This is a genomic window from Acidovorax sp. GW821-FHT09A11 (assembly GCF_059418365.1).
This window is the reverse complement of the sequence record NZ_JBWKPS010000002.1, coordinates 377,946-404,594: the sequence shown is the minus strand read 5'-3', so window position 1 is coordinate 404,594 and position 26,649 is coordinate 377,946. Positions and strand designations below refer to the sequence as shown.

The following is a 26,649-nucleotide window of genomic DNA, read 5'->3' as shown; positions in this document are numbered from 1 at the left end:
TTCAAAGACATGAATAAACTAGACTTCTCCCCGGAAGAACATTTGTGATTTGAATTCACCGAGGAAGCCGCGATGGCCCGTCTGGATGTCAATCGCTCCGGCGAACTGGAGGTATTTGTCCGTGTGATCGAGCTGGGCGGGTTTTCCGCGGCAGCCCGTGCCTGCGGCATGACGCCCTCTGCCGTGAGCAAGCTGGTCGCGCGCATGGAGCAACGCCTGGGCACGCGGCTGGTGAACCGCTCCACGCGGCAGCTCCAGCTCACCCCCGAGGGCTGTGCCTTGTACGAGCGTGGCGTGCGCATCCTGGCCGATCTGGACGAGGCCGAGCGCTGCGCCAATGCGCACGCCGCGCCGCGCGGGCGGCTGCGGGTGAACGCGAACGTGCCGTTCGGGCACCATTTCCTGCTGCCGCTTGCTCCGCAGTTCCTTGAGCGCTGTCCCGATGTCACCCTGGACATCGTGCTGACCGATGAAGTCATCGACATCCTGGAGCAGCGCACCGACGTGGCCGTGCGCGCGGGTCCGCTCAAGAGCTCGAACCTGATGGCGCGCAAGCTCGGTCAGACGCGCATGGTCATCGTTGGCGCGCCCGGCTACCTGGAGCGCAAGGGCATGCCGGCGGCGCCGGATGATCTGCTGCTGCACAACCGGCTGGGCACCAGCTACGTGCGCGCCCAGGCCGGCTGGCCGCTGCGGCACAACGGTGTGGACGTGGTGGTCCCGGTGGCGGGCAATGCCCAGGCCAGCGACGGTGAAGCCCTGCGCCACCTGGCGCTGGCCGGCCTGGGGCTGGCGCGCCTGGCCGCCTTCCAGGTCCGCGACGACCTGGCGGCAGGCCGGTTGCGGCCCGTGCTGGAGGAATCCAATCCGGGCGACCTGGAGGAAGTGCATGCCGTGTTCGTCGGCCAGGGAGGCTACCTGCCGCTGCGCGTGCGCGCCTTCCTGGATTTCCTTGCCGAACGGGTCGACATCGGCGCGCAGTCAGTTCGTTCATGAGGCGCGCCGCATGCTGCGGCCGGGCACAGCCTTGCCGGGATAGCAATCCCTGGAGTTGTTCTAGGCCGAAAAGGCCTTGAACAGGTTCTTACGCCGATGCCTGTGACTGCAGGTAGTTCTGCAGGCCGATCCTGTCGATCAGGCCGATCTGCTTTTCGAGCCAGTAGGCGTGGTCTTCCTCGGTGTCGCGCAACTGGGCCAGCAGCAGGTCGCGGCTCACGTAGTCGCCCACGCTTTCGCACAGGGCCATGCCGTTTTGCAGGGCGGCGCGCACTTCGTACTCGGTGGCCAGGTCCTTGCGCAGCATCTCGGGCACGGTCTCGCCGGGGGTGAATTCCTTGGGGCGCATGTCGGGGCGGCCGCCCAGGAAGAGGATGCGGCGCAGCAGCGCGTCGGCATGCTGGGTTTCTTCCTGCATCTCGTGGTCGAGACGGGTATAGAGCTTGACGAAGCCCTGGTCCTCGTAGATCCGCGAGTGCGCGAAATACTGGTCGCGCGCGGCCAGCTCGCCGCGCAGCAGATCCTTGAAATACTCGACGACTTGTGGGTTTCCCTGCATGTTCTTATCCTTGAATTTCTGGTGGGGAGTATCGCGCGGACCGTGGCCTTTGTGGGCAATGCCCCCGGCTTGCCGCTCTGCATGCGTACCGGGATCAGAAGCGTTCTCATTGGGGCGCAAATGGGGCGCGCGGCCCGCGCCGCGGCTGCCCCCACGCCCCGCGGGGCTGCCGGCTGCCCTCCGCCACGGCGCGCGGGCACAATACCGCCCAAATGCTGATCTACCCCCACATCGATCCCGTCGCCCTGCAAGTGGGCCCGCTGGCCATCCACTGGTATGGCCTGACCTACCTGGCGGCCTTCGGGCTGTTCATGCTGCTGGGCATCGCCCGGCTGCGGCACCCGCCATTCGCGTCCATCACAGGGCCCGGCGCGTGGACGCGCAAGGATGTGGAGGACATCCTGTTCCTCGGCGTGGCAGGCGTGGTGGTCGGTGGGCGCCTGGGCTACTGCCTGTTCTACAAGCCCGGCTACTACCTGAGCCATCCGCTGGAGATCTTCGCGGTGTGGCAGGGGGGCATGGCCTTTCACGGCGGGCTGCTGGGCGTGATCGCGGCGATGCTGTGGTTTGCCCATTCGCGCAAGCGTCCGTGGCTGCAGGTGGCCGACTTCGTGGCGCCCTGCGTGCCCACGGGGCTGGCGGCGGGGCGGGTCGGCAACTTCATCAACGGCGAGCTGTGGGGCCGCTTTTCCAGCCCCGACCTGCCGTGGGGCATGGTCTTCGCGCACAGCGGCTCCATGCAGCCACGCCACCCGTCGCAGATCTATCAGTTCCTGTTGGAAGGGCTGCTGCTGTTCATCCTGCTGTGGCTCTATGCGCGCAAGGAGCGCCGCCAGGGCCAGGTGGCGGCGGCGTTCCTTGTGGGCTACGGCACGTTCCGCTTCATCGCCGAGTATTTCCGGGAGCCCGACGCCTTCCTGGGCGTCCTGTCGCTGGGCATGAGCATGGGCCAATGGCTCTGCGTGCCCATGATCGTCGCCGGCGTCGCGCTGTGGCTGTGGGCACAGCGGCAGCCGGCCCCCGTGCCCGGTTTCAAGTAAAAAATACTTCTGACGCTTGATGATCAAGCGCTGGCAGCTATTGAAAATATAGCAAACAGCGGGTTGTGGCCGACTGCTCATCCCGCTGCCTGTATCGCGGGGTGGCGGGCTTGCGCACGCGGCTTCTTCCGCTGCCTTCCTCAGGGCGCTCCTTCGCGGCGGGGCCCTGGCTGGCGCCGAACCCGAACCCGTGCCATGCGCGCGGCGCGTCCTGCAGGGCCTGGGGCACCGGTTTTCCAGTGAGTCCGGCGGCCGTGCAGGCCTTGCCACTGGGGGCGGGCAGCCCCGCCAACGTCATCCCGTCGTGCGCGAAGCGCCTGGCTTCTCCGTAACCTCTTCCAGCGTGCCCCCATGGCCCGCTGAGTGCGCGCGGATGTGGTGTGGGAGCCACCGGCCCGCATTTTTTTGCGAAATTCAACGAATTGGGCGTTCCAGGCCTTGTAATTTTTCATAATTATGAGAAATTACGTAGAAATCAGAGAAAGCCCGGTATTTGTGAGCTTTTGGCGGCGTGTTGGCGGCCAAAGGCGTCAGAGAATCTGACTGTTCCGCCTCTGCCACTGGAGTTCACCCGCACCATGCGCCCGATTCCCAACTCATTGCACGACGAAGCTGCCTCGCGGCTGCGCGAGCAGATCTTCGCCGGGGCCTTGCCGCCGGGGAGTTTTCTGGACGAGGCGGCGCTGTGCGAGCGGCTGGCCATTTCGCGCACGCCGCTGCGCGAGGCGCTCAAGGTGCTGGTGGCCGAGGGCCTGCTGCGCCACGAGCCGCGCCGGGGGTGCTTCGTGGCAGAGATCTCCGAACGCGACCTGGACGACCTGTTCCCGGTGATCGCCTTGCTGGAGGGGCGGGCCGCGCACGAGGCCACCCGCAAGGCGGGCGCCGCCGACGTCGCGGCGCTGGAGGTGCTGCACGAGCGCCTGCAGCAGTGCGCCTCGGACGGACTCCTTACCGACTACTACGAAGCCAACTACGCGATCCATGAGGCCTTCATCACGCTGGCGGACAACCGCTGGCTGGCGCAGGTGATCGGCGACCTGCGCAAGATCCTGCGGCTGGCGCGGCTGCAGACGCTGCATGCGCCGGGCCGCCTGCAGCAAAGCCTGGCCGAGCACCTGGCCGTGTTCGCCGCGCTCAAGGCGCGCGACTGCGACGCTGCCGAGGAGGCCATGCGCACCCACCTGTTGCGCCAGCGCGATGCGCTGCGCGACGTTGCCCGCAACCAGCAATCGAGGCTGACACCATGATGAACAGTACCCCCGAATGGATCGCCCGCAGCGTGTCCCGCCTGCGCACCGCCGCGCCTGCCACGGACAAGGCGGCCGACAAGTCCGGCGAGAAGCCCGCGAGGGCCGCCATCGACAAGTCGGTGACGGATGTGGTGGCCAAGGTGGCCGTGCCGCGCTCCACGCACGAACGTCTGCAGGCGACGCTGCGCCGCGGGCAGGAGGCGCTGTCGCCGCGCGCGCTGCGCCGCCTGCTGGCGGACCTGCAGGAGGTGGTGGCCCCGCAGGTGAGTGAGCTCGAGGGCGGGCGCCGCGCCCAGGCGGTGGCCGAGTGGTATGCCAGGGCCGAGCCCGAGGAGCGGCGCGACATGTGGCTCCTGATGTGCGAGCAGTTCGCGCCCGACGCCACGCGCTTCAAGTCGGCCCGCCAGCGCTACGAGGCCGCGGCGGGCACGGCCGAGGAGGGGCAGGCCGAGATCAGCCTGCGCCGCGCGCTGGTGTCGCCGCGCACCCGGCTGCTGCAGCGCTTTTCCGTGTTTCCCGAGGGCATGCGCTTCCTGGTGGACATGCGGGCCGAGCTGCTGCCGCTGCTCAAGGCCGACAAGCGCCTGCTGGCGCTGGACGCGGAGCTGGAACACCTGTTCTCCACCTGGTTCGACGTGGCCTTCCTGGAGCTGCGCCGCCTGTCGTGGGATTCGCCGGCCTCGCTGATCGAAAAGCTCATCAAGTACGAGGCCGTGCATGACATCCGCAGCTGGGCGGACCTCAAGAACCGGCTCGACAGCGACCGGCGCTGCTACGGCTTCTTTCACCCGCGCCTGCCCAACGAGCCGCTGATCTTCGTGGAGGTGGCGCTGGTGGACAAGATTTCTGCCAGCATCACGCCCTTGCTGGACGAGGCGGCCGCACCGGTGGACATCTCCCGGGCCACCACGGCGATCTTCTACTCGATCAGCAACACACAGACGGGCCTGCGCGGCGTGAGCTTCGGCGATTCGCTCATCAAGCACGTGGTGGAGACGCTCACCGCGGAGTTCCCGCGGCTGCGCACCTTTGCCACGCTGTCGCCCATTCCGGGCTTCCGCTCGTGGCTGGGCAAGCACGCGGGCGCGATGCTCGAGCGCCTGGATGACAAGCGCCGCGCCGAGCTGGGTCGCGCGGTGGGCTTCGAGCCCCCGCAGCCCACGCACCTGCTGGCCGCCATCGACAAGGCCCTGGAGCTTGACGCCAAATCGCCCGTGCGCCAGATGCTGCTGGAATGCGCCGCCCGCTACCTGGGGCGCGAACTGCACGAAGGCAAGCCGGTCGACCCGGTGGCACGCTTTCACCTGGGCAACGGCGCGCGGGTTGAACGGCTGAACTGGGCGGGCGATCCTTCCGGCAAGGGGCTCAAACAGTCGTACGGGCTGATGGTGAACTATCTGTATGACCTCAAGCGCATCGACAAGCACCGCAGCCTGCTTGCGCAGGGCAAGGTGCCGGTGTCGGGGGACATCGACAGCCTGTGCCGTGGTGATTGATCCGTGCCGCCCGCGCGGCGGGCGGCACTGTTTTGGCCCTGGGCCGGTGGGCCGGGGGCCGAAAGGCGGCTGACCTGCCCGCCTGGCAGGCGTGGCGCCCGGGGGCGCGGCGTCTTCTGGTAGAAGTGCAGGCAGCAACCGGTGGCCGATGGCCGATCGCACGCCACGGACCGGTTTCCATTTTTACAACGACGACAGGAGACAAGGAAATGACAGACAACATGCGAATCGACGACCGAGCGGTGCAGCGCCGCAGCCTGCTGGCCGCAGCGGCGGCAGCGGGCCTGGGCCTGGGCAGCGGCGGCAGCTGGGCGCAGGCCTCCGCCTGGCCCTCCAAGCCCGTGAACCTGGTCGTCCCCTTTCCGGCCGGAGGCGGCACCGATGCGTTCGCGCGGCCGCTGGCCGCGCAGTTTTCCCGCGCCACCGGCAAGACGCTGGTGATCGACAACCGGGGCGGGGCGGGGGGCACCGTGGGGGCCAGTTTTGCCGCCAAGGCCGCGCCCGACGGGTACACGCTGTTCATGGGCGCGGTGCACCACGCCATCGCCCCGTCGATGTACCCCAAGCTCGACTACGACATCGAGAAGGATTTCATTCCGCTGTACCTGCTGGCCAACGTGCCGCAGGTGGTGGTGGTCAACCCGAAGAACGTGCCGGTGGGCAACTTCCAGCAGTTCATGGACCATGTCAAGCGCAACCCCGCCAAGCTCAACTACGGCTCGGCGGGCGCGGGCACATCGCACCATCTGGCGGGCGAGCTGTTCAAGCAGCAGACCAACACCTTCATCACGCACATCCCCTACCGTGGCGCGGGCCCTGCGCTGCAGGACCTGATCGGCGGGCAGGTGGACATGATGTTCGATGGCCTGGGTTCGTCGGCCGCGCATATCAAGGCGGGGCGCATCAAGGCGCTGATGGTGTCCGGCTCCAAGCGCAACGCGGCCTTCCCGGACGTGCCCTGCGCTTCCGAAGTGGGCCTGCCCGACTACACCGTGACCACCTGGTATGGCCTGTGGGCGCCCAAGGGAACGCCGGCCGATGTCCAGGCGCGCATCGTCGAGGAGATCCGCAAGCTCGGCGCGGCCGACGAGCTCAAGACCATCTGGGCCAGCAATGGCGCCGAATACGGCGGCCTCACGCAGCAGCAGTTCGCCGGCATGGTCAGCAGCGAGGTCAAGCGCTGGGCGGCGGTGGTGAAGGCTTCTGGCGCAAAACTTGATTGACCCCCTGAGGCGCTTCGCGCCATCCCCCTGAGGGGGACGCCACCCGTGGCCTGGCAGAGCCAGTTCCACGGTGGCACTGGCGATGGCGTTGCGCCAGTTGTTGTGGGGCGTGGACTTTGCAAACGTGATGGGCAACGAATATGTCAGGTGAAGTGTTGATGGATGCCGGTGAGCGTGGCGTGGTGCATGTCACCTTGCGCCATGCCGGGCGGCTGAACGCGATGTCGCGGGGCATGTGGCGGCAACTGCGCGAGGTGTTTCAAGACATCCAGCGGCGCAGCGATGTGCGCTGCGTGCTCATCGCCGGCGAGGGCGATGCCTTCTGCGCGGGGGGCGACATTTCGGAGTACCCGGGCTTTCGCTTCGACACCGCGGCCTTGCGCGATTTCCATGAGAACGACGTCTGGGGCGGGCTGAGCGCCATGCTCCTGTGCGACGTCCCCATCGTGGCCCAGATCAGCGGGGCCTGCATGGGTGCCGGGGTGGAGATCGCCAGCTGCTGCGACATCCGCATCGCGGGCGGTACGGCCCGCTTTGGTGCCCCCATCGCCAAGCTCGGCTTCCCCATGGCCCCCCGCGAGGCGCAGCTGGTGGCCGGCGCCGTGGGCGATGTGACGGCCCGGCAGATGCTGCTGGAAGCCGCCACCTTCAGCGCCGCCGACATGCTGGCGCGCGGTTTCCTGAGCCGCGTGGTGGCCGACGACAGGACGGCCACCGAGGCGGTGGGCAGCGCGCAGCGCATTGCCGCGCTGGCACCCCAGGCCGCCCGCATGAACAAACAGACATTTCGGGCATTGAAAGTGCCTGTGGCGCCTGCTGTAAATGCGCAATCAGCTATTAAATATATAGCAAACGATGTGCCTGACCCCTATGCGTACGCGGACAGCGCCGAGCACCGCGAAGGCATCACCGCGTTCCTTGAAAAACGCGCCCCCATGTTTTGATGGGCCTTGCCCATTTCCATTCCTCTTGTGGATCTGACCATTTGCAACCCCGCCCAACTGCCATGAGCCAACACAACCTCTTCAGCGCCCTGCGCGCAGCCTTTCCCTCCGACCTGGGCAGCACCGCCGTGGAAACCACGGCGCCCGACGGCACCCCGCTGCACTACAGCTGGGCCGACCTGGACCATGCCAGCGCGCGCATCGCCAACCTGCTGGCCTCGCTCAAGCTGCCCGAGGGCAGCCGCGTGGCCGTGCAGGTGGAAAAGTCGGTCGAAGCCATGCTGCTGTACCTCGCCACCTTGCGCGCGGGCTACGTGTTCCTGCCGCTCAACACGGCCTACCAGAGCGCCGAGATCGAGTACTTCATCGGCAACGCCGAGCCTGCGGTGGTGGTGTGCAGCCCGGGCAACTTCGGCTGGGTGTCGAAGATCGCCTTCACGCTGGGCACGCAGCACGTCTTTACCCTGGGCGACGACCGCACCGGCAGCCTGCTGGAGCGCGCGGCGCACCATGGCGACAGCCACACGCCCGTGCAGCGCGCGGCCGATGACCTGGCCGCCATCCTGTACACCAGCGGCACCACGGGCCGCAGCAAGGGCGCCATGCTCACGCACGGCAACCTGCTGTCGAACGCGCAGGTGCTCAAGGAGTACTGGGGCTGGACGGCTACCGGAGGGCCTGATGGCCGTGGCGACGTGCTGATCCACGCCCTGCCCATCTTCCACGTGCACGGCCTGTTCGTGGCCATCCACGGCGCGCTGATCAATGGCAGCAAGATGATCTGGTTCAGCAAATTCGACCCCAAGGCCGTGCTCGCCGCCATGCCGCGCGCCACCGTCTTCATGGGCGTGCCCACGCTCTACGTGCGCCTGCTGGGCGAGGCCGGCCTCACCAAGGAGGCGGCGAAGAACATGCGCCTGTTCGTCGCGGGCTCGGCGCCGCTGCTCATCGAGACCTTCAACGAATGGCAGCAGCGCACCGGCCACACCATCCTGGAGCGCTACGGCATGAGCGAGACCATCATGCTCACATCCAACCCCTACGCGGCCGACGCGCGCCATGCCGGCCAGACCGAGCGGCGTGGCGCCACCGTGGGCTTCCCGCTGCCCGGCGTGGGCCTGCGCGTGGTGGACGATGCCAACAAGCCGCTGCCCGTGGGCGAGATCGGCAACATCCAGGTGCAAGGCCCCAACGTGTTCAAGGGCTACTGGCGCATGCCCGAGAAGACGGCCGAGGAGTTCACGCCTGACGGCTGGTTCAAGACCGGCGACGTGGGCAAGGTGGACGAGCGCGGCTACGTGAGCATCGTGGGCCGCAGCAAGGACCTGATCATCAGCGGCGGCTACAACGTCTACCCCGCCGAGATCGAGGGCTACATCAACGACATGCCCGGCGTGGCCGAAAGCGCGCTGGTCGGCGTGCCCCACCCGGACTTCGGCGAAGTGGGCGTGGCCGTGGTCATCGCCAAGCCGGGCGTGAAGCTCGACGGCGAGGCCATCGTGGCGCGGCTCAAGTCGCAGCTGGCCAACTTCAAGATCCCCAAGCGCTGCTTCGTGGCCGACGAGTTGCCGCGCAACACCATGGGCAAGGTGCAGAAGAACCTTCTGCGCGAGCAGCACAAGGCACTGTTTTCCTGACCCCGTGGGCTGGCGGCTGCCGCAGGCGCGGCCTGCTGGCACCTGCCCGCCGCAGTCAGTGCCCGCCGCCGACCAGGGCGCGTCCGGCCGCCCGCAGGGCCTTGGCCGCGCTGTCGCCCAGCAGCAGCGCCCCGCTGCTGAACGCGCCATCCACGAGCAGCGAGAGCTGGGCGGCGGTCACGTCCGGCTTTTTCACACCGAGCCGCCGGCACAGCGCCGAAAGCCGCTTGCGCTGCTCCAGCCTGTGGCGGGCCGAGATGGCGCGGGCAGGGTGCGCGGGGTCCGCGAATTCCGCGGCCACGTTCAGCTGGGGGCATCCCCGGTAGCCCGGGCGGGCCACCCGCTCGCCCACCCACTGGAGCAGGGCGTCGAGCTCCGCCGCGGGATCGGGGCCGTGCGTTGAGACAACGTCGTCCCATTGCTGCCAGAACTCGCGGTCTTCGCGCTCCAGGAAGGCCGCGATCAGGTCATCCTTGGTGCGGTAGTAGCGGTAGAGGCTGGTCTTGGCGATCTTCGCGCGCTCGATGATCAGGTCGATGCCCACCGCGCGAACGCCCTCGTTGTAGAAAAGCTGGGAAGCGGTGTCGAGGATGCGTTGCTGCACATCGCCGGGCGGCATGGCCGCGGGCGTGGCGGAGGAGGCAGCTCGCGAGGACGGGGTGCCGTCACGGGTTCCAGGTGGTCTCATGCGCAGATTTTCCCACATCGCACGGAGATGTGATACAGACCTGTATGTTGCCGGCAGGCCTGCATGCGCCGCGTGCCTTCAGCCCGCTCCGCGGGGGCGGCCACGGCCGTGGCTCCGCCCCTGCCGTTGGGCAGGGCCCGCGTGGCGGGGCCTCTGCCCTGTGCTCAGCGCAGCACCAGCACGGGGATGTGCGAGTGCGTGAGCACATGCTGGGTTTCGCTGCCCAGCAGCAGGCGCTTGAGCCCCTTGCGGCCGTGCGATGCCATGACGATCAGGTCGCACTTGTGTTTCTTGGCGGCGGAGATCACCGCTTCCGCGACGAGATCGGATTTGGCGATGACGGCCTTCACGGCAACGCCCTGGGCGATGCCTTCGGTCTTGACGCCATCGACCATGGCCTGCGCGGCGTCGCCCCACTGTTTCTCGATGCGCTTGACGTCGCTCATGTCGACCGGCATGCCGCCTTCAAAGTAGCTGCGGGGATAGCGTGGCACGACCTTGAGGGCCACCACCGTGGCGCCCGACAGGGCTGCAAGGGACAGGCCGTGCTCCACCGCTTTGTCCGACAGGGCCGAACCGTCCGTGGCAATCAGGATGCGTTTGTACATAAAGGGCTCCTCAAAGTGATGGAACAAGCTTAGGATCAATCATGTTCCGGGGCTTGATCCAGGTCAATGTACCTGCCGGGCCCTCACGATAGGCTTGAACCATGTCAATGTTTGGACCCGGTGCGCCGGCCTCATCCCCGGTGCATCAGACAGATGCCGGGACGGACGCGTGGCCGGCGGCCGCGCCCGCTCCGCAGGCCGTGCTGCTGGACGACCCGCAGGAATGGTCGGCATTCGGCCGCCCGTGTGCTCAGGCGGGTGGTGCTCCCGCGGACCTTGCCGCGTGCGCCTGGGAATCCCAGGTGGTGCTGGAGGGCATGCACTGCGCGGCCTGCGCGCTCACCATCGAAGACGCGCTGCGCGCCGTGCCGGGCGTGCAGCAGGCCGATGTGAGCGCCGCCACGCGGCGCGCGCGCGTGGTCTGGCACCCGGCGCAGGTGCGCCCCTCGCAGTGGATGCAAGCAGTGCACAAGGCCGGCTACCGCGCCATGCCCGCCATGGACGCCTTTGCACGCGAGCAGCGCCTGCGCGAGAGCCGCCGCGCGCTGTGGCGCTGGCTGGTGGCGGGTTTTTGCATGATGCAGGTCATGATGTACGCGTGGCCGGCCTATGTGGCACAGCCGGGCGACCTCACGCAGGAGATGGAGCAGCTGCTGCGCTGGGCTTCCTGGGTCATTACCTTGCCGATGGTGGTCTTTGCGTGCGGACCCTTCTTCTCCAGCGCGCTGCGCGATATCCGGTTGCGCCGCGTGAGCATGGACCTGCCCGTGGCGCTGGGCATGGCCATCACTTTCGCGGTGAGCACGGCCGGGACCTTCGACCCCACGGGCATCTTCGGGAAAGAGGTGTACTACGACTCGCTGACCATGTTCGTCTTTTTCCTGCTCACGGGGCGCTGGCTCGAACTGCGCCTGCGCGACCGCACTGCCGGCGCGCTGGAAGCCGTGATGAACCGCCTGCCCGACAGCGTGGAGCTGCGCTCGGCGGATGGCAGTTTCGTGCGCGTGGCCACACGCCGCTTGGCCGTGGGGGACACGATCCGCGTGCTGCCGGGCGAGGCCTTTCCGGCCGATGGGCGCATCACCCGGGGCAGCACCCAGGCCGACGAATCCCTTCTGACGGGAGAGTCCACCCCGGTGGCGCGGCCCGTGGGCAGCGTGGTCACGGCCGGCAGCTACAACCTGCAGGCGCCGGTGGAGGTGCAGGTGGAGGGCACGGGCGGGCAGACGCGCTTCGCGCAGATCGTGGCCTTGATGGAAAGCGCTTCGCTGCAGAAACCCCGGCTGGCACAGCTGGCCGACCGCATCGCGCGGCCGTTCCTGGTGGCGGTGCTCGCGGCCGCGGCCCTGGCGGCCGCGTATTGGTGGCCCTCCGATCCTGGCCATGCGCTGATGGTGGCGGTGGCGGTCCTCATCGTGACCTGCCCCTGTGCACTGTCCCTGGCCACACCGGTCGCCATGCTCACGGCGGCGGGCACGCTGGCGCGCCATGGCGTGCTGGTGCGCAACCTGCAGGGCCTGGAGGCCTTGGCCCGTGTGGATACCGTGGTGTTTGACAAGACCGGCACGCTCACGCGGGACGGCATGGCATTGCAAGCCGTGCATGCCATCGAAGGATGGACGGCACGGGGCGCGCTGGCGCTGGCGTCCGCCTTGGCGCGCCAATCGATGCATCCCGCATCGCGCGCCGTGGTGGCCGCCGCTGGCGCGCAGGACGACGGGCGCTGGATCGTGAGCGGCCTGCAGGAGGAAGCCGGGCTCGGCCTGGTGGCCGTGGCGCGGGATGGCCTGGGCGCGGAGCCTGCCCGCACGTTCCGGCTGGGCTCCGCCCGCCATGCGGGCGTGGCGCCGCAGGACGGCGCCGCACTGCAGGTGGTGCTGTCGGAACAGCGCCCCGACGGGCGGGTGCTGGAACTGGCGCGCTTCGACCTGGTGGAGGCTCTGCGCGCCGAGGCCCCGGCCGTGGTGACGACGTTGGCGGATGCCGGCCTGGCGGTGCAGTTGCTGTCCGGTGACCGGGCCGTGTCGGTGCGGCGCGTGGCTGCGCAGGCGGGCATAGCGCAGGCGGCGGGGGAGTGCACGCCCCAGGGCAAGCTGGCCGCGTTGCAGGCGCTGCAGGCCGGCGGCCACCACGTGGCCATGGTGGGCGATGGCATGAACGATGGCCCGGTGCTGGCAGGCGCCCATGTGTCCTTCGCGTTTGGCCGCGCCGTGCCGCTGGCGCAGGCGCAGGCCGATTTTGTCGTGCTGGGCGACAGCCTGGCGCTGGTGCCGCAAACGGTGCTGCTGGCGCGGCGCACCCTGCGTGTGGTGCGCCAGAACCTGTGGTGGGCCGCGGGCTACAACGCCCTGTGTGTTCCATTGGCCGTGGCGGGTTTCATGCCCGCCTGGCTCGCCGGGCTGGGAATGGCGCTGAGTTCGCTGCTGGTGGTCCTCAATGCCGCGCGCCTTGCACGAGATCTTCCGCCGTTGTCTTCCTCGGGCGCAGCGCCGCTGCCGCCAGAGGGTGCTCCGGCCATTGAAATCACCAAGACAACGCTGAAGGCCGCCTGATGGACATTCTGTACCTGCTGATTCCGCTGTCCGTGGTGCTGGTCTTGATGGTTCTTGCAGGACTGTGGTGGGCGGTTCATCACGGCCAGTTCGAGAGCGTCGAGCAAGAAGGTGAACGGATTCTCCGAGACGATTGACTTGTGTCAATGCCCTGAAAAGCTGGCTGCAACAAACTCTTACTGCAATACAAAGAGGTGCCCGATGGATTCTCCAAAAACAAATGCTGCGCACTACAACGACACGGTGGTGCGGCAGTTTTCTATCATGGCCGTGGTATGGGGGGTGGTTGGCATGCTGGTGGGCGTCATCATCGCCGCCCAGCTGGCCTGGCCTGAACTCAACTTTGGCATACCCTGGCTCAGCTACGGGCGCTTGCGCCCCCTGCACACCAACGCGGTGATTTTTGCGTTTGGCGGCTGCGCGCTGTTCGCCACAAGCTACTACGTGGTGCAGCGCACCAGCCAGGTCCGGTTGTTCGCCGGGCCGCTGGCGGCGTTCACGTTCTGGGGCTGGCAGCTGGTCATCGTGGCCGCCGCCATCAGCCTGCCGCTGGGCTACACCTCCGGCAAGGAGTACGCCGAGCTTGAATGGCCCATCGACATCCTGATCACGCTGGTCTGGGTGTCCTACGCCATCGTGTTCTTCGGCACCATCGGTGTGCGCAAGGTCAAGCACATCTATGTGGCCAACTGGTTCTTCGGTGCGTTCATCCTGGCCGTGGCATTGCTGCATGTGGTCAACAGCGCAGCGATTCCCGCCGGCTTCATGAAGAGCTACTCGGCCTATGCGGGCGTGCAGGATGCGATGGTGCAGTGGTGGTATGGCCACAATGCCGTGGGCTTCTTCCTCACGGCGGGCTTCCTCGGGATGATGTACTACTTCATCCCCAAGCAGGCAGGCCGTCCGGTGTACAGCTACCGCCTGTCCATCGTCCACTTCTGGGCGCTGATCTTCACCTACATGTGGGCCGGTCCCCACCACCTGCACTACACCGCGCTGCCCGACTGGACGCAATCGGTGGGCATGGTGTTCTCGCTGATCCTGCTGGCCCCCAGCTGGGGCGGGATGATCAACGGCGTGATGACGCTGTCCGGCGCCTGGCACAAGCTGCGCGACGACCCGATCCTGCGTTTCCTGATCGTGTCGCTGTCGTTCTACGGCATGTCCACGTTCGAGGGCCCGATGATGTCCATCAAGACCGTCAATGCCCTGAGCCACTACACCGACTGGACCGTGGGCCACGTGCACTCCGGCGCCCTGGGCTGGGTGGGCCTGATCTCGATGGGGTCGCTGTACTACCTGGTTCCCCGCCTGTTCGGCCGCGAGAAGATGCACTCCATCAAGGCGATCGAGCTGCACTTCTGGATGGCCACCATCGGCATCGTCCTGTACATCGCCGCCATGTGGATCGCCGGCGTGATGCAGGGCCTGATGTGGCGCGCCATCAATCCCGATGGCACGCTCACCTACACCTTCGTCGAGAGCGTGAAGGCCACGTACCCCTTCTATGTGATCCGTGTGGCTGGCGGCCTGCTGTATCTGGGGGGCATGGTGGTCATGGCCTGGAACGTGTGGGTGACAGCGATCTCGGGCCGTTCGGTCAAGGTTGCCATTCCCGCCGTGAATGCTGCGCACGCCTGAGCCGAAGGAGATAACCCATGTCCAACAACAATCCATCTTCTTCGACCGGCTTCTCCCACGAGAAAGTCGAGACCAACAACTTCCTGATGATCGTGCTGATCCTGCTCGTGATCGCCATTGGCGGCCTGGTGGAGATCGTGCCGCTGTTCTTCCAGAAGTCCACGACCGAGGCGGTCAAGGGTGTGGAGCCCTACAACGCCATGCAACTGGTGGGCCGCGACATCTATATCCGCGAGGGCTGCTACAACTGCCATTCGCAGATGATCCGCCCCTTCCGCGCCGAGACGCTGCGCTACGGCCACTACTCGGTAGCGGGCGAGTTCGTGTACGACCATCCCTTCCAGTGGGGCAGCAAGCGCACCGGACCCGACCTGCACCGCGTGGGCGGCAAGTACAGCGATGAGTGGCACCGCATCCACCTGAACAACCCGCGCGACGTGGTGCCTGAGTCGAACATGCCCGCCTATCCCTGGCTGGAAAAGAACGCGGTGGACCCCGCGAGCGTTGCGCCGCGCATGAAGGCGCTGCGCACCGTCGGCGTGCCCTACACGGACGAGCAGATCGCGGCATCCGCGGCCGACGTCAAGGGCAAGACCGAGATGGAGGCGCTGGTCGCCTACCTGCAAGTCATGGGCCGTGCGCTCAAGTAAAGGAGGTTCGCAATGGACATCACCACCATGCGCATCGTCGCCACGCTGGCCTCGATGGCCTGCTTCGTCGGCATCTGGGTCTGGGCCTACCGGGGCCGCAACAAGGCCCGGTTTGACGAGGCCGCTCGGCTGCCCTTTGAACAAGATTGACCCCCACCAGAACGAGAACACCCCATGAGTGACTTCACCAGCAATTTCTGGTCGGTCTTTGTGACCACGCTGACCCTGGTCGGCATCATCGCCTGCGGCATCCTGCTATGGATGGCAGGCCGCAAGAAGGTGATGGCCACGGCCGACAACACCACGGGCCACGTCTGGGACGAGGACCTGGTCGAAATGAACAACCCCCTGCCGCGTTGGTGGGTCTGGCTGTTCGTCATCACCATCGTCTTCGGCTTCGGCTACCTGGCCGCCTACCCAGGCCTTGGCAGTTTCACCGGCAAGCTGAACTGGACGCAGAAGGGCGAATACGAAGCCGAGATGGCCAAGGCCAAGGCTGAACTGGAGCCGCTGTATGCCCGTTTCGCCTCGATGAAGCCGGAAGACGTGGCCAGGGACCCGCAGGCCCAGGCCATTGGCGAGCGCCTGTTCATGAACAACTGCGCTCAGTGCCATGGTTCCGACGCGCGCGGCAGCAAGGGTTTCCCCAATCTGGCGGACGGTGACTGGCTCCATGGCGGGGCGCCCGAGAAGATCCGTGAAACGATCGAGAAGGGCCGTGTGGGCAACATGCCTCCCATGGCGGCCGCAGTGGGCACGCCCGAAGACGTGCGCAACCTGTCGCACTATGTGCTGAGCCTGTCGGGCAGCCCGCACGATTCGCTGCGTGCTTCGCTGGGCAAGTCCAAGTTCACGGCATGCGCGGCCTGCCATGGCATGGACGGCAAGGGCAACCAGGCGCTGGGTGCCCCCAATCTGACCGACGACGTCTGGCTGCATGGCTGGGGCGAGGCGGCCATTACCGCCATGGTCAACAACGGCAAGGTCAACCAGATGCCGGCCCAGGCCGACAAGTTGACGGAAGCGCAGATCGGCGTGCTGTCTGCGTACGTATGGGGCCTGTCCAACGGCAAGCAGGCTGCCGCGGTGCGCTGATCCGGGCCGGGTGGTGCGCCCCCTGGCGCTGCCCCCGGTTTTTTGCCCCATTGCTGAAGACACACCAAGCCAATAGGTCGACACCACCATGAAGCCACCCAGCGGGCCAGCCCGCAAGGTCATTCCGATTGCACCGGTTGCATCCGATGCCTCGTCCGAGGGCGAGATCGTCTCCTTGTACGAAGCGCAGAAGAAGATTTACCCGCGCTCCATCAGTGGCCTGTTCGCACGCTGGCGCTGGGGCATGGTGTTTCTCACGCAACTGGTCTTTTACGGCCTTCCCTGGTTCGAGTGGGGGCAGCGCCAGATGGTGCTGTTCGACCTGGGGGCACGGCGGTTCTATATTTTCGGGCTGGTGCTCTATCCGCAGGACTTCATCTATCTCACGGGCCTGCTCATCATCTCGGCGCTGTCGCTTTTCCTGTTCACGGCCGTGGCGGGGCGGCTGTGGTGCGGTTTCGCCTGTCCCCAGACGGTCTACACCGAAATGTTCATGTGGATCGAGCACAAGATCGAAGGCGATCGCAGTGCCCGGCTGCGGCTGGACAACGGGCCCTGGACCTTCGAGAAGATCCGCAAGAAGTTTCTCAAACAGGTGGTATGGATCACCGTGGCGCTGTGGACGGGGTTCACGTTCGTGGGCTATTTCGTGCCCATCCGCGAGCTCGGCGCGGAACTGCTGGCGCTGCAGGGCAACTGGCAGATATTCTGGGTGCTGTTCTACGGCTTTGCCACGTATGGCAATGCGGGCTACATGCGCGAGCAGGTGTGCAAGTACATGTGCCCCTACGCGCGCTTTCAGAGCGCGATGTTCGACCGGGACACCCTGATCGTGAGCTATGACGTGGAACGCGGCGAGCCGCGCGGCCCGCGCAACAAGACGATCGACCACAAGGCCAAGGGCCTGGGTGACTGCATTGACTGCACCCTGTGCGTGCAGGTGTGTCCCGTGGGCATCGATATCCGCAAGGGCCTGCAGTACGAGTGCATTGGCTGCGGACTGTGCGTGGATGCGTGCAACACGGTGATGGACAAGATGCACTACCCCCGGGGGCTGATCCGCTTTTCCACGCAGAACGGCGTGGCGCAGCGCTGGAGCCAGTCGCAGATCCTGCGGCGCGTCCTGCGGCCTCGCGTGCTGATCTACACCGCCGTGCTGGTGGCACTGTGCGTGGGCATGATGGCCAGCCTGGTCACCCGCACGCCGCTCAAGGTGGATGTGGTGCGCGACCGCGCGGCCCTGTCGCGCATCGTGGCGGGCGGCAAGCTGGAGAATATCTACCGCCTGCAGATCATGAACGCCACCGAAGGCCCCCAGCGCTACCGCATCGGCGCCCGCGGCCTGGACGGGCTGGAGGTGGCCTCTGAAGCCGAGGTGGACATTGGCCCCGCGGAGTCCCGGTGGGTGGCCGTGCGCCTGCAGATACCGTATGGCTCCGCGCCCCCGGGCTCCCATGCCGTGCAGTTCGATGTGCAGGCGGTGGGCGCTGCGGCCCATGTGACCGAGAAGTCCGTATTCCTGGTGCCCCGATGAGGCGACGTGCACCCCGGTGCACGGCCCCGGGGACGTTGTATGACCGAGAAGATTTTTGAGGAGCAAGCACCCATGCCATCCAATCCAGCCATCGGCTCCGCCCCCGCCACCGCTGCGCCCTGGTGGAAATTCGGCCACGTCTGGCTGATCATCGCCGGCCCTGCCATCGTCATCGTGGCGGGCTTTGTCACGCTGTGGCTGGCGATTTCGCGGCCAGACCCCGTGGTCGCCGAGGACTACTACCGCCAGGGCATCGAAATCAACAAGACGCTGGAGGCTCCGGAGAAGAGCCTGGCCCCGGCCATGAAGGGCCGCAACCACGCGGCGACACCGGTTCAGGACCAGCCACGCTGAAACCCCTGGCCGAGCAGCGGGTCTGCGCGGCCTTACCAGGAGACAACCCCGATGTGGACGCAACGCCTGATGTGGATTGCATGGCCCGCCTTTCTGATGGCGGGCGCGATGGAGATGCTGGTTTTTGCGATGGTGGACCCGCAGGACCTGCATTGGTTCGGGCAGCCGCTGGCCCTGTCGCGCCAGGGCGTCTACACGCTCGCGTTCTTTGCGTTCTGGGCCATCACCATGGCCTCCAGCGCGTTGACCACGCTGCTGGCAATGTCGCCCTTTGAACTCAACCGCTGCCCCGTGCCCGAAGGCGAGCGCCCTGATGATTGCCGAAAGACATCATCCTGCCCTTGAACAGCGCACCGGCCGGGCTCCGGTGGCAAGGCGTTGCCGGGACGGGCGGACCTGGCTCGCCTTGCTCAGTGGCAGGCGGACTGGTTGTTCACGATGCGCTTGAGCGCGTCGGTCTCGAGGATGCGGACATGGCGCTGCTTGACTTCGACAATGCCTTCTTCCACAAACTTGGAGAAGGTGCGGCTCACGGTCTCGAGCTTGAGGCCCAGGTAGCTGCCGATCTCCTCGCGCGTCATGCGCAGCACCAGCTCGGACTGCGAGAATCCGCGGGCGTGCAGGCGCTGCACCAGATTGAGCAGGAACGCTGCCAGGCGCTCCTCGGCACGCATGCTGCCCAGCAGCAGCATCACGCCGTGTTCGCGCACGATCTCGCGGCTCATGATCTTGTGCACGTGGTGCTGCAGCGCGGTGACCTCGCGGGACAGTTCCTCGATGCGGTCAAACGGCATGACGCAGACCTCGGCGTCTTCCAGGGCCACCGCATCGCAGGTGTGGTGGTCATTCACGATGCCGTCCAGGCCGATGATCTCGCCCGCCATCTGGAACCCCGTGACCTGGTCGCGCCCGTCCTCGGTGGCCACGCAGGTCTTGAAAAAGCCGGTGCGGATGGCATAAAGCGAGGTGAACGACTCACCATTGCGAAACAGCGTGCCGCCGCGCTTCACCTTGCGGCGAACTGCAACGACCTCGTCGATGCGGTGCAGTTGCTCTTCGCTCAGGCCCACCGGCATGCACAGCTCGCGCAGGTTGCAATTGGAACAGGCGACTTTGATGGTGAGCGGGTTCATAGGCACAGGGCGGAGTTAGGTTTCGAGCATACCGCCCGATGGCCGAAGAGGGAGTCTCTTGGAGGGCGGGCAGGCGACTGACATGCATCAAATTGTCGCTGTTCCGGCCACTCCATCACTTGATTCATGTCAAGGACATGGGGGGCAGCTTACGGCACAGTCAAGGTGTACGCAAGGATTCGCCCCATGACCGCTGTTTCGCCTGACCTGCTGCGCCGTTTTGACGTACCAGGCCCCCGCTATACCTCCTATCCGACGGCCGACCGGTTTGTGGAAGCCTTCGGCCAGGAGGACTACGCCCTCGCCCTCGAGCAGCGCCGCATGGGCACCCTGACCAAGGCGCTGCCCTTGTCCCTGTATGTGCACATCCCCTTTTGCGAGTCGCTGTGCTACTACTGCGCCTGCAACAAGATCATCACCAAGCACCACGACCGGGCTGAAGTCTATCTGCGCTATCTCAGCCGCGAGATCGATCTGCACACGGCGCACTGCGGCACGGGCCAGGTGGTGAGCCAGCTGCACCTGGGCGGCGGCACCCCCACCTTCCTGTCGGACGATGGCTTGCGGGAACTCATGGCGATGCTCCAGCGCAGCTTCACCCTGGCGCCGGGCGGGGAGTACTCTATCGAGGTGGACCCCCGTACCGTCAATGCCGACCGGCTTGCCGTGCTCGCGGAGCTTGGATTCAACCGGCTGAGTTTTGGCGTGCAGGATTTTGACCCCGAGGTCCAGAAGGCGGTGCACCGCATCCAGCCCGCCGAACAGGTGTTTTCGCTGGTGGAATCCGCGCGCTCGCTCGGCTTCGAATCGATCAATGTGGACCTGATCTACGGGTTGCCGCGCCAGACGCCGGAGTCGTTCGACCGCACGCTGGCGCAGGTGGTTCAGTTGCGGCCTGATCGCATTGCGCTGTATGCCTATGCCCACCTGCCGGAGCGGTTCAAGCCCCAGCGCCGCATCCTCTCCGCCGAACTGCCCGCAGCCTCCGGCAAGGTGTCGATGCTCTCCCGTTCGCTCGACGCGTTCATGGGCGCCGGCTATGTGTATGTGGGGATGGACCACTTCGCGCTGCCGGAGGACTCGCTGGCCGTCGCCAAGCGGCAGGGCCGCCTGCACCGTAACTTCCAGGGCTACAGCACCCAGCCCGACTGCGACCTGATCGGCCTGGGCGTGTCGGCCATTGGCAGGGTCGGCGCCACCTACAGCCAGAACGCCAAGACCCTGGATGAGTACTACGACCTGCTGAACCAGGGGCGTCTGCCTGTGGTGCGTGGCCTGGCCCTGACGCGGGACGACCTCGTGCGCCGCGCCGTCATCATGTCCTTGATGTGCCAGGGAGAACTGCTGTTCGAGCCCATGGAACAGGCCTGGCTCCTCGATTTTCGGCACTATTTCTCCGCCGAACTGGCGCAACTCGACACCATGGCCGAGCAGGGGCTGGTCAAGGTGAGGCCCGACGGTGTCGAGGTCACGGCCATGGGCTGGTTCTTCGTGCGCGGCATCGCCATGGTTTTCGACCGATATCTGCAGGCAGACCGCAACCGAGCGCGTTTTTCACGCATCATCTGAATCCCATGCTTGCAACGGTTGCCTCGACTGCCTTGTTGATGGGGCTCGTTGGCGGGTCCCATTGCCTGGCCATGTGCTCGGCACCTTGTGGCGCCGTGGTGGGGCAGGGGAGCGCGGGCTGCGCATCCGCCCCGGGCGCCGGGGCGCCGGCGGAGGGGGCTCCCCCGAAGGTGCAGGCGGTGCGGTGGGCACCGCGCGGTGGCGTGGCCCGGCGGGCCGTGGCCTTTCATGCGGGCCGCCTGACGGGATATGCGCTGGCGGGCGGGCTGGCCGCCCTGGCCATGGACAGCCTGGCGTGGCTCACTCAGCAGACCATGGCACTGCGCCCGGCGTGGACCTTGATGCACGTCGCGGTGATGGCGTGGGGGCTGATGCTGATGGTCCAGGCGCGGCAGCCGCTCTGGGTGGAGCAGGCGGGCCGTGGCGTGTGGGAGCGCGTGCGGCCTCTGGTCCGTGCCCCGGGAGGCATTCTTGCCGCGGGGTTTCTCTGGGCGCTGATGCCCTGTGGCTTGCTGTATTCGGCGCTGCTGGTGGCTGCCTTGAGCGGAGGGCCCCTGGAGGGCGCATTGTCCATGGCGCTTTTTGGCATTGGCAGCGGCGTCTGGCTGGTCGGCGGGCCCTGGGCCTGGACGCGGTTGCGGGCCCGGCTCAACACCGTGCGCGCGGACTGGGGGACGCGCGCCGCCGGTGGCCTGCTCTGCGCGGTGGCAAGCTGGGCACTGTGGATGGACCTCGTCTACAAACCCTCGCTGTGGTGCCGCTAGCGTGCATTCGGGCCGCGGCGGCCTGAGGGCGCGGCGGTTTCGGTAACCCACATCCCCATGAGGGGGATTGCCCCGCCCCGCGCCTTCGGGCAGGCAAGTGTTGCCGTGCCGCCGCGGCGCGGGTGGGCTCCTTCGACAAGGCCTTCGAACTGGCGATAATCTGTGTAACTATTGGTGGCATTCACGTCTCCATGTTTCGCGCGCCCCGAAGTGAACTCCTCCATCCTCATCGATATCAGCCAACTGCGCGTCGGCATGTACATCCAGCTCGATGTGGGCTGGATGCACCATCCGTTCCCGGTGAGCAGTTTCCGGGTGGCATCGGCGGACCAGATCGCGACGTTGCGGGAACTGGGGCTCACCGAGGTGCGATACGTCCCCAAGAAAAGCGATCCGGAGCAACGGGAGCTGGTTCCGGCCGCCTGGAGCGTGCCGGAGATGACGGTGCCCTCGGCCCAGGGACCGGATGCCCCCGGCGCCACGGCCACCGTGGACCCGGAGGCGCAGCGCCGGCGCGAATTGCTGGAGGCGCAGAACCGCACCTTGGCGGCCTGCAACCAGCGGTTCGGAGAGGCCACCCGGCAGTACCAGGCACTCGAACGCGTTGCGTCCGAGCACCCGGACCAGGCCCGCACCAAGGGCGATGCGCTGGTGGCTGGCTGCGTATCGGAACTCCTCGAGAACGGTGACTCCGTCATCCGGTTGCTGTCGGAGGGCGTTGGCGAGCGCAATGCCCTGCACCCCATCAACGTGATGGTGATCTCCCTGCTGCTGGGCCGTGCCCTGGGCATGAAGAGCTCCGAGCTGCATGATCTCGGCATCGCGGCCCTGATCCATGACCTGGGCAAGCTCAAGCTGCCGCCGAACCTGCGCCAGCCCACGCCCTCGATGATCCCCATGGAGCGAACGCGCTACGAGTCCCACGTGGGCGAGTCCGTGGCATTCGCCACGCGCATGGGGCTGCCCGAAGCGGTGCTGACGGCCATTGCGCGGCATCACGAAATGGCCGATGGCAGCGGGTTCCCCCTGCGGCTGTCGGGGCCTGACCTGGGACGGGCGGGGCAGGTGCTGGCGCTGGTCAACCGGTACGACCGCATGTGCAACCCGGCCAACGGCGTGGATGCGCTCACGCCCCACGAGGCGTTGTCCGTCATCTTCGCGCAGCTCAAGGCGCGCTTCGATTCCGTGGTTCTGGGGGCATTCATCCGCATGATGGGGGTGTACCCGCCGGGCTCCATTGTCCAGTTGGTCAATGACCGCTATGCGATCGTTGCCTCGGTCAACTCGTCGCGGCCCCTGCGGCCCAAGGTCATCGTGCACGATTCCCGTGTGCCCAAGGACGAAGCACCGATCCTGGACCTGGAAACGGTGCCCGAGCTGGGCATCCGGCGCAGCCTCAAGCCCGCGCAGTTGCCGCGCGATGCGCTGGACTATCTCTCTCCCCGTCAGCGCATCTGTTACTTTTTCGAGCGTGCGGTCAGTCCCGGCAATGAAGAGGCAGGTTCGTGAGGGTTTCGCAATCCCACGGCTGGCTTGACGCGCTACAGGAAGCCGTCTGGCTTGTCGATGAGGCCAGCCTGCTCATCCTGCACGCGAATGCCGCCGCGCAGCGGCTGGTAGGGACCCCCGTGTCCGCCATGGTCGGTGCATCGGTGCTCGGCTTGGCCACCACGCCGCAGGACCAGGCGTTCTGGGGGGAGCCCGCCGAGGTGGTGGCGGGCGGCATCCATTCCCACACCCGTCTTCTGCGTGCGGATGGCACGCTGGTGCCCGTGGACCGGCAGGTAAGCCGCGTGCCCTGGGGCGCGGCGGGCGGCGATACGGTGTACATGCTGAGCATGCTGGACCGCAGTGCCCAGGAGGCCACCGAGCGCGAGCTGGAAACCCTGCTGTCCGAACTGCGCGCCACCCTGGACTCCGCGGCCGACGGCATGCTCGTCTGCAGCCTTGATGGCCGGGTGCGGGCGTTCAATCAGCGCCTTGCACAGCTGTGGAACATTCCGCGCGACCTGCTCCTTGAGCGTGACGATGGGGCGGTGTATGCCCACATGGCCACGCAGGTGAACGATGCGGCGGCCTATTCGGAGCGCCTGGCCGCGATTGCGCGCGAGCCGATGCAGGAGAGCACCGACATCCTGGTGCTGCGCAACGGCGCGGTGCTGGAGCTGCGCACGGTCCCCCAGTTCAGCCAGGGGCGGCCGGTGGGGCGTGTGTACTCGTTCCGGGACATCACCCGGCAGACCGAGATACAAGCCAGCCTGCGCCTTGCCGCCAGGGTGTTCGAATCCAGCCTGGACGCGATCTTCATCGCCGACAGCCAGCACCGGGTCCTGCGCATGAACCCGGGATGCGAGCGCCTCGTGGGCCCGTCGGCCAAGTCGTTCGAGGGCAACACGGCGGCCTCTCTCTTTGGCGGCGGCCCCGATGCGGCGTTCATGGAACAGGTGCTGCAAGGCTGGTCCAGAGAAGGCTTCTGGGAAGGCGAGCTGTGGCTTCCCCGGGACAACGGGACCTATTGCGCGGTGCAGCTGTCGTGGGTGGCGTTGCGCGACGACGAGGGGCGGCTGGTGCAGAGCATCGGCTTCATGCGCGACCTGACGCTGCAGCATGCGGCCCAGAAGCGCATCGAAGAGCTGGCGTACAGCGATGTGCTCACAGGGCTGCCCAACCGGCTGCTTCTGTCGCAGCGGGTGGACACGGCCATCCAGGGCGCCCGCCAGAGCGACACCGGTTTCGCGATCCTGTTCCTGGACCTCGACCGTTTCAAGATCATCAATGACTCGCTGGGCCATCCCTTTGGCGACCGGGTGCTGCAGCTGGTGGCCGAGCGATTGCAGGCCTGCCTGCGCCAGACGGACATGCTGTGCCGGCTGGGCGGGGATGAGTTCGTCATCTATCTGCACGGTGGGGATGCCGTGGTGGCCGAGAGCGTGGCGCGCCGCATCCTGGACGACATGCTCAAGCCCTTCATGCTCGACGGCATGGGTTTCTCCATCCAGTGCAGCATCGGCATGGCGCTGTACCCGCAGGACGGGGCCACGCTGGACGACCTCATCAAGCAGGCCGATACCGCCATGTACCGCGTCAAGGAGCGCGGCCGGGGCAGCTATGGCTTCTACCAGCCGCAAATGAACGCCAACCTGCTGTCGCGCATGCAGATGGAGCATGCGATGCGCCAGGCGCTGGGTCTGGACCGCATGGCGGTGCACTACCAGCCGCAGGTCAACATGGCCACGGGGCGCATCACGGGCGCCGAGGCCCTGATCCGCTGGACCGACCCTGAATTCGGCGCGGTCTCGCCCGGGCAGTTCATCCCCCTCGCGGAGGAGTCCGGCTACATCGTCACGCTGGGTGCCTGGGTCATGGAGCAGGCCGTGCGCGAGGCGGCGGTGTGGATGCACAGCGGCATGCCCATCATGATCTCGGTGAACGTGTCCGCGCTGGAGTTCCGCCAGCCCGATTTCGTGGACCGGATCACGCGCCTGCTGGCGGTGCACCAGCTGCCGCCCACGCTGCTGGAGCTGGAGCTGACCGAAACCATCCTGCTGCAGGATGCGCAGGAGATGGAGCAGCGCCTGCGCGTGCTGGCCGGCCTGGGCATTGGCCTCGCCATCGATGATTTCGGCACGGGCTATTCCAGCCTGGCGTACCTGAAGAAGCTGCCGATCCACAAGCTCAAGATCGACCAGTCGTTCGTGCGCGGGCTGCCCGACGACGATGGCGACCGGGCCATCGTGAGCGCGATCATCAGCATGGGGCGCGCCATGCATGTGGAGGTGGTGGCGGAGGGCGTGGAAACCGAAACCCAGCAGGCGGTGCTGCTTCAGATGCAATGCGACCACTACCAGGGTTTTCTGTGCGCGCCCGGGCTTCCTGCCCACGAGTTTCGTGCCCTGCTGGGCAAGCCGCTGCCCTTGAAGGCGCAGGGCCGGCGCAATTCCGTCCAGACCTAGGCGCGCGAGGCCAAGGGCTTCGCACCACCGCCTTGGCCACCATCTCCGCTGCCCTTGCGCCGTGGCCCCACGGCAGAGCCTCAGGAGGCCGCGATGCCCTTCCAGAGCATGTAGGCCGCCAGGCCGAAGAGCAGGGATGCGAACACGCGCTTGAGTTGCTTGACCGGCAGGCTGTGCGCCGCCCTGGCGCCCAGGGGCGCGGTGAGCACGCTGCAGGTCGCGATCACCGCCAGGGCGGGAAGCCAGATGTAGCCCAGCGATGCCGGGGGCAATCCGCTCACGTTCTGGCCGCCAATCACGTAGCCCACCACGTTGGCGAGGGCGATGGGGAAGCCGAGCGCGGCGCTGGTGGCCACGGCATTGTGGATGGGCACGTTGCACCACGTCATGAACGGCACGCTCACGAAGCCGCCGCCGGCACCCACCAGCCCCGACAGGAACCCGATCACGCCGCCCGCCGCCACCTGCCCCGCGCCGGCAGGCATCTGGCGCGAGGGGGCGGGCTTCTTGTCCAGGAACATCTGAGAGGCCGAAAAACTCACGAACAGCGCGAAGAAGATCGCCAGGAACGAGCCCTTGAGGAGCGCGAACACGCCCAGGCTGGCGATGAATCCACCGAGCACGATGCCGGGCGCCAGGCGCTTGACGATGTCCCAGCGCACCGCCCCACGCTGGTGGTGCGCGCGCACGCTGGAGATCGAGGTGAACATGATCGTCGCCATGGAGGTCGCGATGGCCATCTTCACCGCGAGGTCCGGTGCCACCTTCTGGGCACCCAGGATGTACGTCATGAACGGCACCAGCAGCATGCCGCCGCCGATGCCGAGCAGGCCGGCCAGAAAGCCGGTTGCCAGGCCCAGTACACCGAGTTCAACGATCAGGAGAGGATCCAGCATGGGGCAAAAAGGGAGAAGGGGAGGGAACAGGGGGCGGGGAGGCGGCGCCCGGTCGGCCGTTCAGCGG

At 66.8% G+C, this 26,649-nt stretch carries 25 protein-coding genes; 20 read left to right on the top strand and 5 right to left on the bottom strand.

Features of this window, described 5'->3' with window-relative positions:
* Window positions 1-72: 72 nt before the first annotated feature.
* Window positions 73-996 carry a LysR family transcriptional regulator gene (locus AC07PV_RS05915; protein ID WP_492254994.1) on the top strand — a complete coding sequence of 308 codons (924 nt, stop codon included), beginning with the start codon at window positions 73-75 and terminating at the stop codon, window positions 994-996.
* Window positions 997-1,084: 88 nt separating this feature from the next.
* Here AC07PV_RS05915 and bfr read toward each other — a convergent pair whose 3' ends face one another.
* Window positions 1,085-1,555, bottom strand: a complete 471-nt coding sequence (gene bfr / locus AC07PV_RS05910; RefSeq protein WP_218294134.1) for a bacterioferritin — start codon at window positions 1,553-1,555, stop codon at window positions 1,085-1,087.
* 212 nt (window positions 1,556-1,767) lie between these two features.
* Between bfr and lgt the strand changes: the two genes are divergently transcribed.
* The 6 genes from lgt (at window position 1,768) to AC07PV_RS05880 (ending at window position 9,145) form a co-directional block, all read left to right on the top strand.
* Window positions 1,768-2,595: a prolipoprotein diacylglyceryl transferase gene (lgt, locus tag AC07PV_RS05905; protein ID WP_494629694.1), complete on the top strand. Its 828-nt coding sequence runs from the start codon at window positions 1,768-1,770 to the stop codon at window positions 2,593-2,595.
* A gap of 578 nt (window positions 2,596-3,173) precedes the next feature.
* Window positions 3,174-3,842: a GntR family transcriptional regulator gene (locus AC07PV_RS05900; protein ID WP_218294136.1), complete on the top strand. Its 669-nt coding sequence runs from the start codon at window positions 3,174-3,176 to the stop codon at window positions 3,840-3,842.
* Entirely contained in the window at window positions 3,842-5,341 is a 1,500-nt protein-coding gene (locus AC07PV_RS05895; protein WP_494629859.1) for a malonyl-CoA decarboxylase, read from the top strand. The genes AC07PV_RS05900 and AC07PV_RS05895 overlap by 1 nt, the downstream gene beginning before the upstream one ends.
* A 209-nt stretch (window positions 5,342-5,550) precedes the next feature.
* Window positions 5,551-6,564, top strand: coding sequence for a Bug family tripartite tricarboxylate transporter substrate binding protein (locus AC07PV_RS05890; RefSeq protein WP_218294137.1), 1,014 nt, complete (start codon window positions 5,551-5,553; stop codon window positions 6,562-6,564).
* 140 nt (window positions 6,565-6,704) lie between these two features.
* Window positions 6,705-7,508 (top strand): enoyl-CoA hydratase/isomerase family protein, encoded by an 804-nt coding sequence (locus AC07PV_RS05885; protein ID WP_494629692.1) that lies wholly within the window; start codon window positions 6,705-6,707, stop codon window positions 7,506-7,508.
* Window positions 7,509-7,570: 62 nt separating this feature from the next.
* Entirely contained in the window at window positions 7,571-9,145 is a 1,575-nt protein-coding gene (locus AC07PV_RS05880) for a malonate--CoA ligase (RefSeq protein WP_494629690.1), read from the top strand.
* A gap of 55 nt (window positions 9,146-9,200) precedes the next feature.
* Here AC07PV_RS05880 and AC07PV_RS05875 read toward each other — a convergent pair whose 3' ends face one another.
* Entirely contained in the window at window positions 9,201-9,833 is a 633-nt protein-coding gene (locus tag AC07PV_RS05875) for a TetR/AcrR family transcriptional regulator (RefSeq protein ID WP_492806317.1), read from the bottom strand.
* Window positions 9,834-9,997: 164 nt separating this feature from the next.
* The gene (locus AC07PV_RS05870) at window positions 9,998-10,441 is read right to left on the bottom strand and encodes a universal stress protein (RefSeq protein ID WP_218294141.1); all 444 of its coding nucleotides are present in this window, start codon (window positions 10,439-10,441) and stop codon (window positions 9,998-10,000) included.
* Between the two features lie 107 nt (window positions 10,442-10,548).
* Here AC07PV_RS05870 and AC07PV_RS05865 point away from each other — a divergent pair, with 107 nt between their 5' ends.
* The 9 genes from AC07PV_RS05865 (at window position 10,549) to AC07PV_RS05825 (ending at window position 18,612) form a co-directional block, all read left to right on the top strand.
* Window positions 10,549-12,993, top strand: a complete 2,445-nt coding sequence (locus tag AC07PV_RS05865) for a heavy metal translocating P-type ATPase (protein ID WP_492255372.1) — start codon at window positions 10,549-10,551, stop codon at window positions 12,991-12,993.
* Window positions 12,993-13,130: a cbb3-type cytochrome oxidase assembly protein CcoS gene (gene ccoS / locus AC07PV_RS05860; protein ID WP_056169616.1), complete on the top strand. Its 138-nt coding sequence runs from the start codon at window positions 12,993-12,995 to the stop codon at window positions 13,128-13,130. Before AC07PV_RS05865 ends, ccoS begins: the two co-directional genes overlap by 1 nt.
* A gap of 64 nt (window positions 13,131-13,194) precedes the next feature.
* Window positions 13,195-14,634 (top strand): cytochrome-c oxidase, cbb3-type subunit I, encoded by a 1,440-nt coding sequence (ccoN, locus tag AC07PV_RS05855; RefSeq protein ID WP_218294142.1) that lies wholly within the window; start codon window positions 13,195-13,197, stop codon window positions 14,632-14,634.
* Window positions 14,635-14,651: 17 nt separating this feature from the next.
* Window positions 14,652-15,284, top strand: coding sequence for a cytochrome-c oxidase, cbb3-type subunit II (ccoO, locus tag AC07PV_RS05850; RefSeq protein WP_218294143.1), 633 nt, complete (start codon window positions 14,652-14,654; stop codon window positions 15,282-15,284).
* A 12-nt stretch (window positions 15,285-15,296) separates the two neighbouring features.
* Window positions 15,297-15,434, top strand: a complete 138-nt coding sequence (locus AC07PV_RS05845) for a cbb3-type cytochrome oxidase subunit 3 (RefSeq protein ID WP_010460656.1) — start codon at window positions 15,297-15,299, stop codon at window positions 15,432-15,434.
* Window positions 15,435-15,458: 24 nt separating this feature from the next.
* Window positions 15,459-16,379, top strand: coding sequence for a cytochrome-c oxidase, cbb3-type subunit III (ccoP, locus tag AC07PV_RS05840; RefSeq protein WP_218294144.1), 921 nt, complete (start codon window positions 15,459-15,461; stop codon window positions 16,377-16,379).
* Between the two features lie 88 nt (window positions 16,380-16,467).
* On the top strand, window positions 16,468-17,913 hold the full coding sequence (gene ccoG / locus AC07PV_RS05835) for a cytochrome c oxidase accessory protein CcoG (RefSeq protein ID WP_492806321.1): 1,446 nt from the start codon (window positions 16,468-16,470) through the stop codon (window positions 17,911-17,913).
* A 72-nt stretch (window positions 17,914-17,985) separates the two neighbouring features.
* Complete coding sequence (locus tag AC07PV_RS05830) at window positions 17,986-18,267, top strand: FixH family protein (RefSeq protein WP_218294146.1); 282 nt, start codon at window positions 17,986-17,988, stop codon at window positions 18,265-18,267.
* Window positions 18,268-18,318: 51 nt separating this feature from the next.
* Entirely contained in the window at window positions 18,319-18,612 is a 294-nt protein-coding gene (locus AC07PV_RS05825; RefSeq protein ID WP_218294147.1) for a hypothetical protein, read from the top strand.
* Between the two features lie 65 nt (window positions 18,613-18,677).
* Here AC07PV_RS05825 and fnr read toward each other — a convergent pair whose 3' ends face one another.
* Window positions 18,678-19,400 (bottom strand): fumarate/nitrate reduction transcriptional regulator Fnr, encoded by a 723-nt coding sequence (fnr, locus tag AC07PV_RS05820; RefSeq protein WP_218294148.1) that lies wholly within the window; start codon window positions 19,398-19,400, stop codon window positions 18,678-18,680.
* A 186-nt stretch (window positions 19,401-19,586) separates the two neighbouring features.
* Here fnr and hemN point away from each other — a divergent pair, with 186 nt between their 5' ends.
* The 4 genes from hemN to AC07PV_RS05800 all read left to right on the top strand — a co-directional run bounded on the left by hemN (window position 19,587) and on the right by AC07PV_RS05800 (window position 25,686).
* On the top strand, window positions 19,587-20,969 hold the full coding sequence (gene hemN / locus AC07PV_RS05815; protein ID WP_218294149.1) for an oxygen-independent coproporphyrinogen III oxidase: 1,383 nt from the start codon (window positions 19,587-19,589) through the stop codon (window positions 20,967-20,969).
* A gap of 5 nt (window positions 20,970-20,974) precedes the next feature.
* Window positions 20,975-21,733, top strand: coding sequence for a sulfite exporter TauE/SafE family protein (locus AC07PV_RS05810; protein ID WP_218294150.1), 759 nt, complete (start codon window positions 20,975-20,977; stop codon window positions 21,731-21,733).
* 210 nt (window positions 21,734-21,943) lie between these two features.
* The gene (locus AC07PV_RS05805) at window positions 21,944-23,242 is read left to right on the top strand and encodes a cyclic di-GMP phosphodiesterase (RefSeq protein ID WP_218294151.1); all 1,299 of its coding nucleotides are present in this window, start codon (window positions 21,944-21,946) and stop codon (window positions 23,240-23,242) included.
* Complete coding sequence (locus tag AC07PV_RS05800; protein ID WP_494629688.1) at window positions 23,239-25,686, top strand: sensor domain-containing protein; 2,448 nt, start codon at window positions 23,239-23,241, stop codon at window positions 25,684-25,686. The genes AC07PV_RS05805 and AC07PV_RS05800 overlap by 4 nt, the downstream gene beginning before the upstream one ends.
* Before the next feature lie 80 nt (window positions 25,687-25,766).
* Here AC07PV_RS05800 and AC07PV_RS05795 read toward each other — a convergent pair whose 3' ends face one another.
* Entirely contained in the window at window positions 25,767-26,582 is an 816-nt protein-coding gene (locus tag AC07PV_RS05795) for a sulfite exporter TauE/SafE family protein (protein WP_218294153.1), read from the bottom strand.
* Window positions 26,583-26,649: the final 67 nt, after the last annotated feature.

Excerpts from the sequence above, each read along its gene's own strand:
- ccoN (WP_218294142.1), top strand. The coding sequence starts at position 13,195 with ATGGATTCTCCAAAAACAAATGCTGCGCACTACAACGACACGGTGGTG.
- AC07PV_RS05825 (WP_218294147.1), top strand. The coding sequence starts at position 18,319 with ATGTGGACGCAACGCCTGATGTGGATTGCATGGCCCGCCTTTCTGATG.
- AC07PV_RS05880 (WP_494629690.1), top strand. The coding sequence starts at position 7,571 with ATGAGCCAACACAACCTCTTCAGCGCCCTGCGCGCAGCCTTTCCCTCC.
- AC07PV_RS05915 (WP_492254994.1), top strand. The coding sequence starts at position 73 with ATGGCCCGTCTGGATGTCAATCGCTCCGGCGAACTGGAGGTATTTGTC.
- AC07PV_RS05865 (WP_492255372.1), top strand. The coding sequence starts at position 10,549 with ATGTTTGGACCCGGTGCGCCGGCCTCATCCCCGGTGCATCAGACAGAT.
- ccoG (WP_492806321.1), top strand. The coding sequence starts at position 16,468 with ATGAAGCCACCCAGCGGGCCAGCCCGCAAGGTCATTCCGATTGCACCG.
- AC07PV_RS05795 (WP_218294153.1), bottom strand. The coding sequence starts at position 26,582 with ATGCTGGATCCTCTCCTGATCGTTGAACTCGGTGTACTGGGCCTGGCA.
- AC07PV_RS05900 (WP_218294136.1), top strand. The coding sequence starts at position 3,174 with ATGCGCCCGATTCCCAACTCATTGCACGACGAAGCTGCCTCGCGGCTG.
- AC07PV_RS05895 (WP_494629859.1), top strand. The coding sequence starts at position 3,842 with ATGAACAGTACCCCCGAATGGATCGCCCGCAGCGTGTCCCGCCTGCGC.
- fnr (WP_218294148.1), bottom strand. The coding sequence starts at position 19,400 with ATGAACCCGCTCACCATCAAAGTCGCCTGTTCCAATTGCAACCTGCGC.
- AC07PV_RS05870 (WP_218294141.1), bottom strand. The coding sequence starts at position 10,441 with ATGTACAAACGCATCCTGATTGCCACGGACGGTTCGGCCCTGTCGGAC.
- AC07PV_RS05810 (WP_218294150.1), top strand. The coding sequence starts at position 20,975 with ATGCTTGCAACGGTTGCCTCGACTGCCTTGTTGATGGGGCTCGTTGGC.
- AC07PV_RS05885 (WP_494629692.1), top strand. The coding sequence starts at position 6,705 with ATGTCAGGTGAAGTGTTGATGGATGCCGGTGAGCGTGGCGTGGTGCAT.
- ccoO (WP_218294143.1), top strand. The coding sequence starts at position 14,652 with ATGTCCAACAACAATCCATCTTCTTCGACCGGCTTCTCCCACGAGAAA.
- hemN (WP_218294149.1), top strand. The coding sequence starts at position 19,587 with ATGACCGCTGTTTCGCCTGACCTGCTGCGCCGTTTTGACGTACCAGGC.
- AC07PV_RS05875 (WP_492806317.1), bottom strand. The coding sequence starts at position 9,833 with ATGAGACCACCTGGAACCCGTGACGGCACCCCGTCCTCGCGAGCTGCC.
- AC07PV_RS05890 (WP_218294137.1), top strand. The coding sequence starts at position 5,551 with ATGACAGACAACATGCGAATCGACGACCGAGCGGTGCAGCGCCGCAGC.
- ccoS (WP_056169616.1), top strand. The coding sequence starts at position 12,993 with ATGGACATTCTGTACCTGCTGATTCCGCTGTCCGTGGTGCTGGTCTTG.
- AC07PV_RS05845 (WP_010460656.1), top strand. The coding sequence starts at position 15,297 with ATGGACATCACCACCATGCGCATCGTCGCCACGCTGGCCTCGATGGCC.
- bfr (WP_218294134.1), bottom strand. The coding sequence starts at position 1,555 with ATGCAGGGAAACCCACAAGTCGTCGAGTATTTCAAGGATCTGCTGCGC.
- AC07PV_RS05830 (WP_218294146.1), top strand. The coding sequence starts at position 17,986 with ATGCCATCCAATCCAGCCATCGGCTCCGCCCCCGCCACCGCTGCGCCC.
- lgt (WP_494629694.1), top strand. The coding sequence starts at position 1,768 with ATGCTGATCTACCCCCACATCGATCCCGTCGCCCTGCAAGTGGGCCCG.
- ccoP (WP_218294144.1), top strand. The coding sequence starts at position 15,459 with ATGAGTGACTTCACCAGCAATTTCTGGTCGGTCTTTGTGACCACGCTG.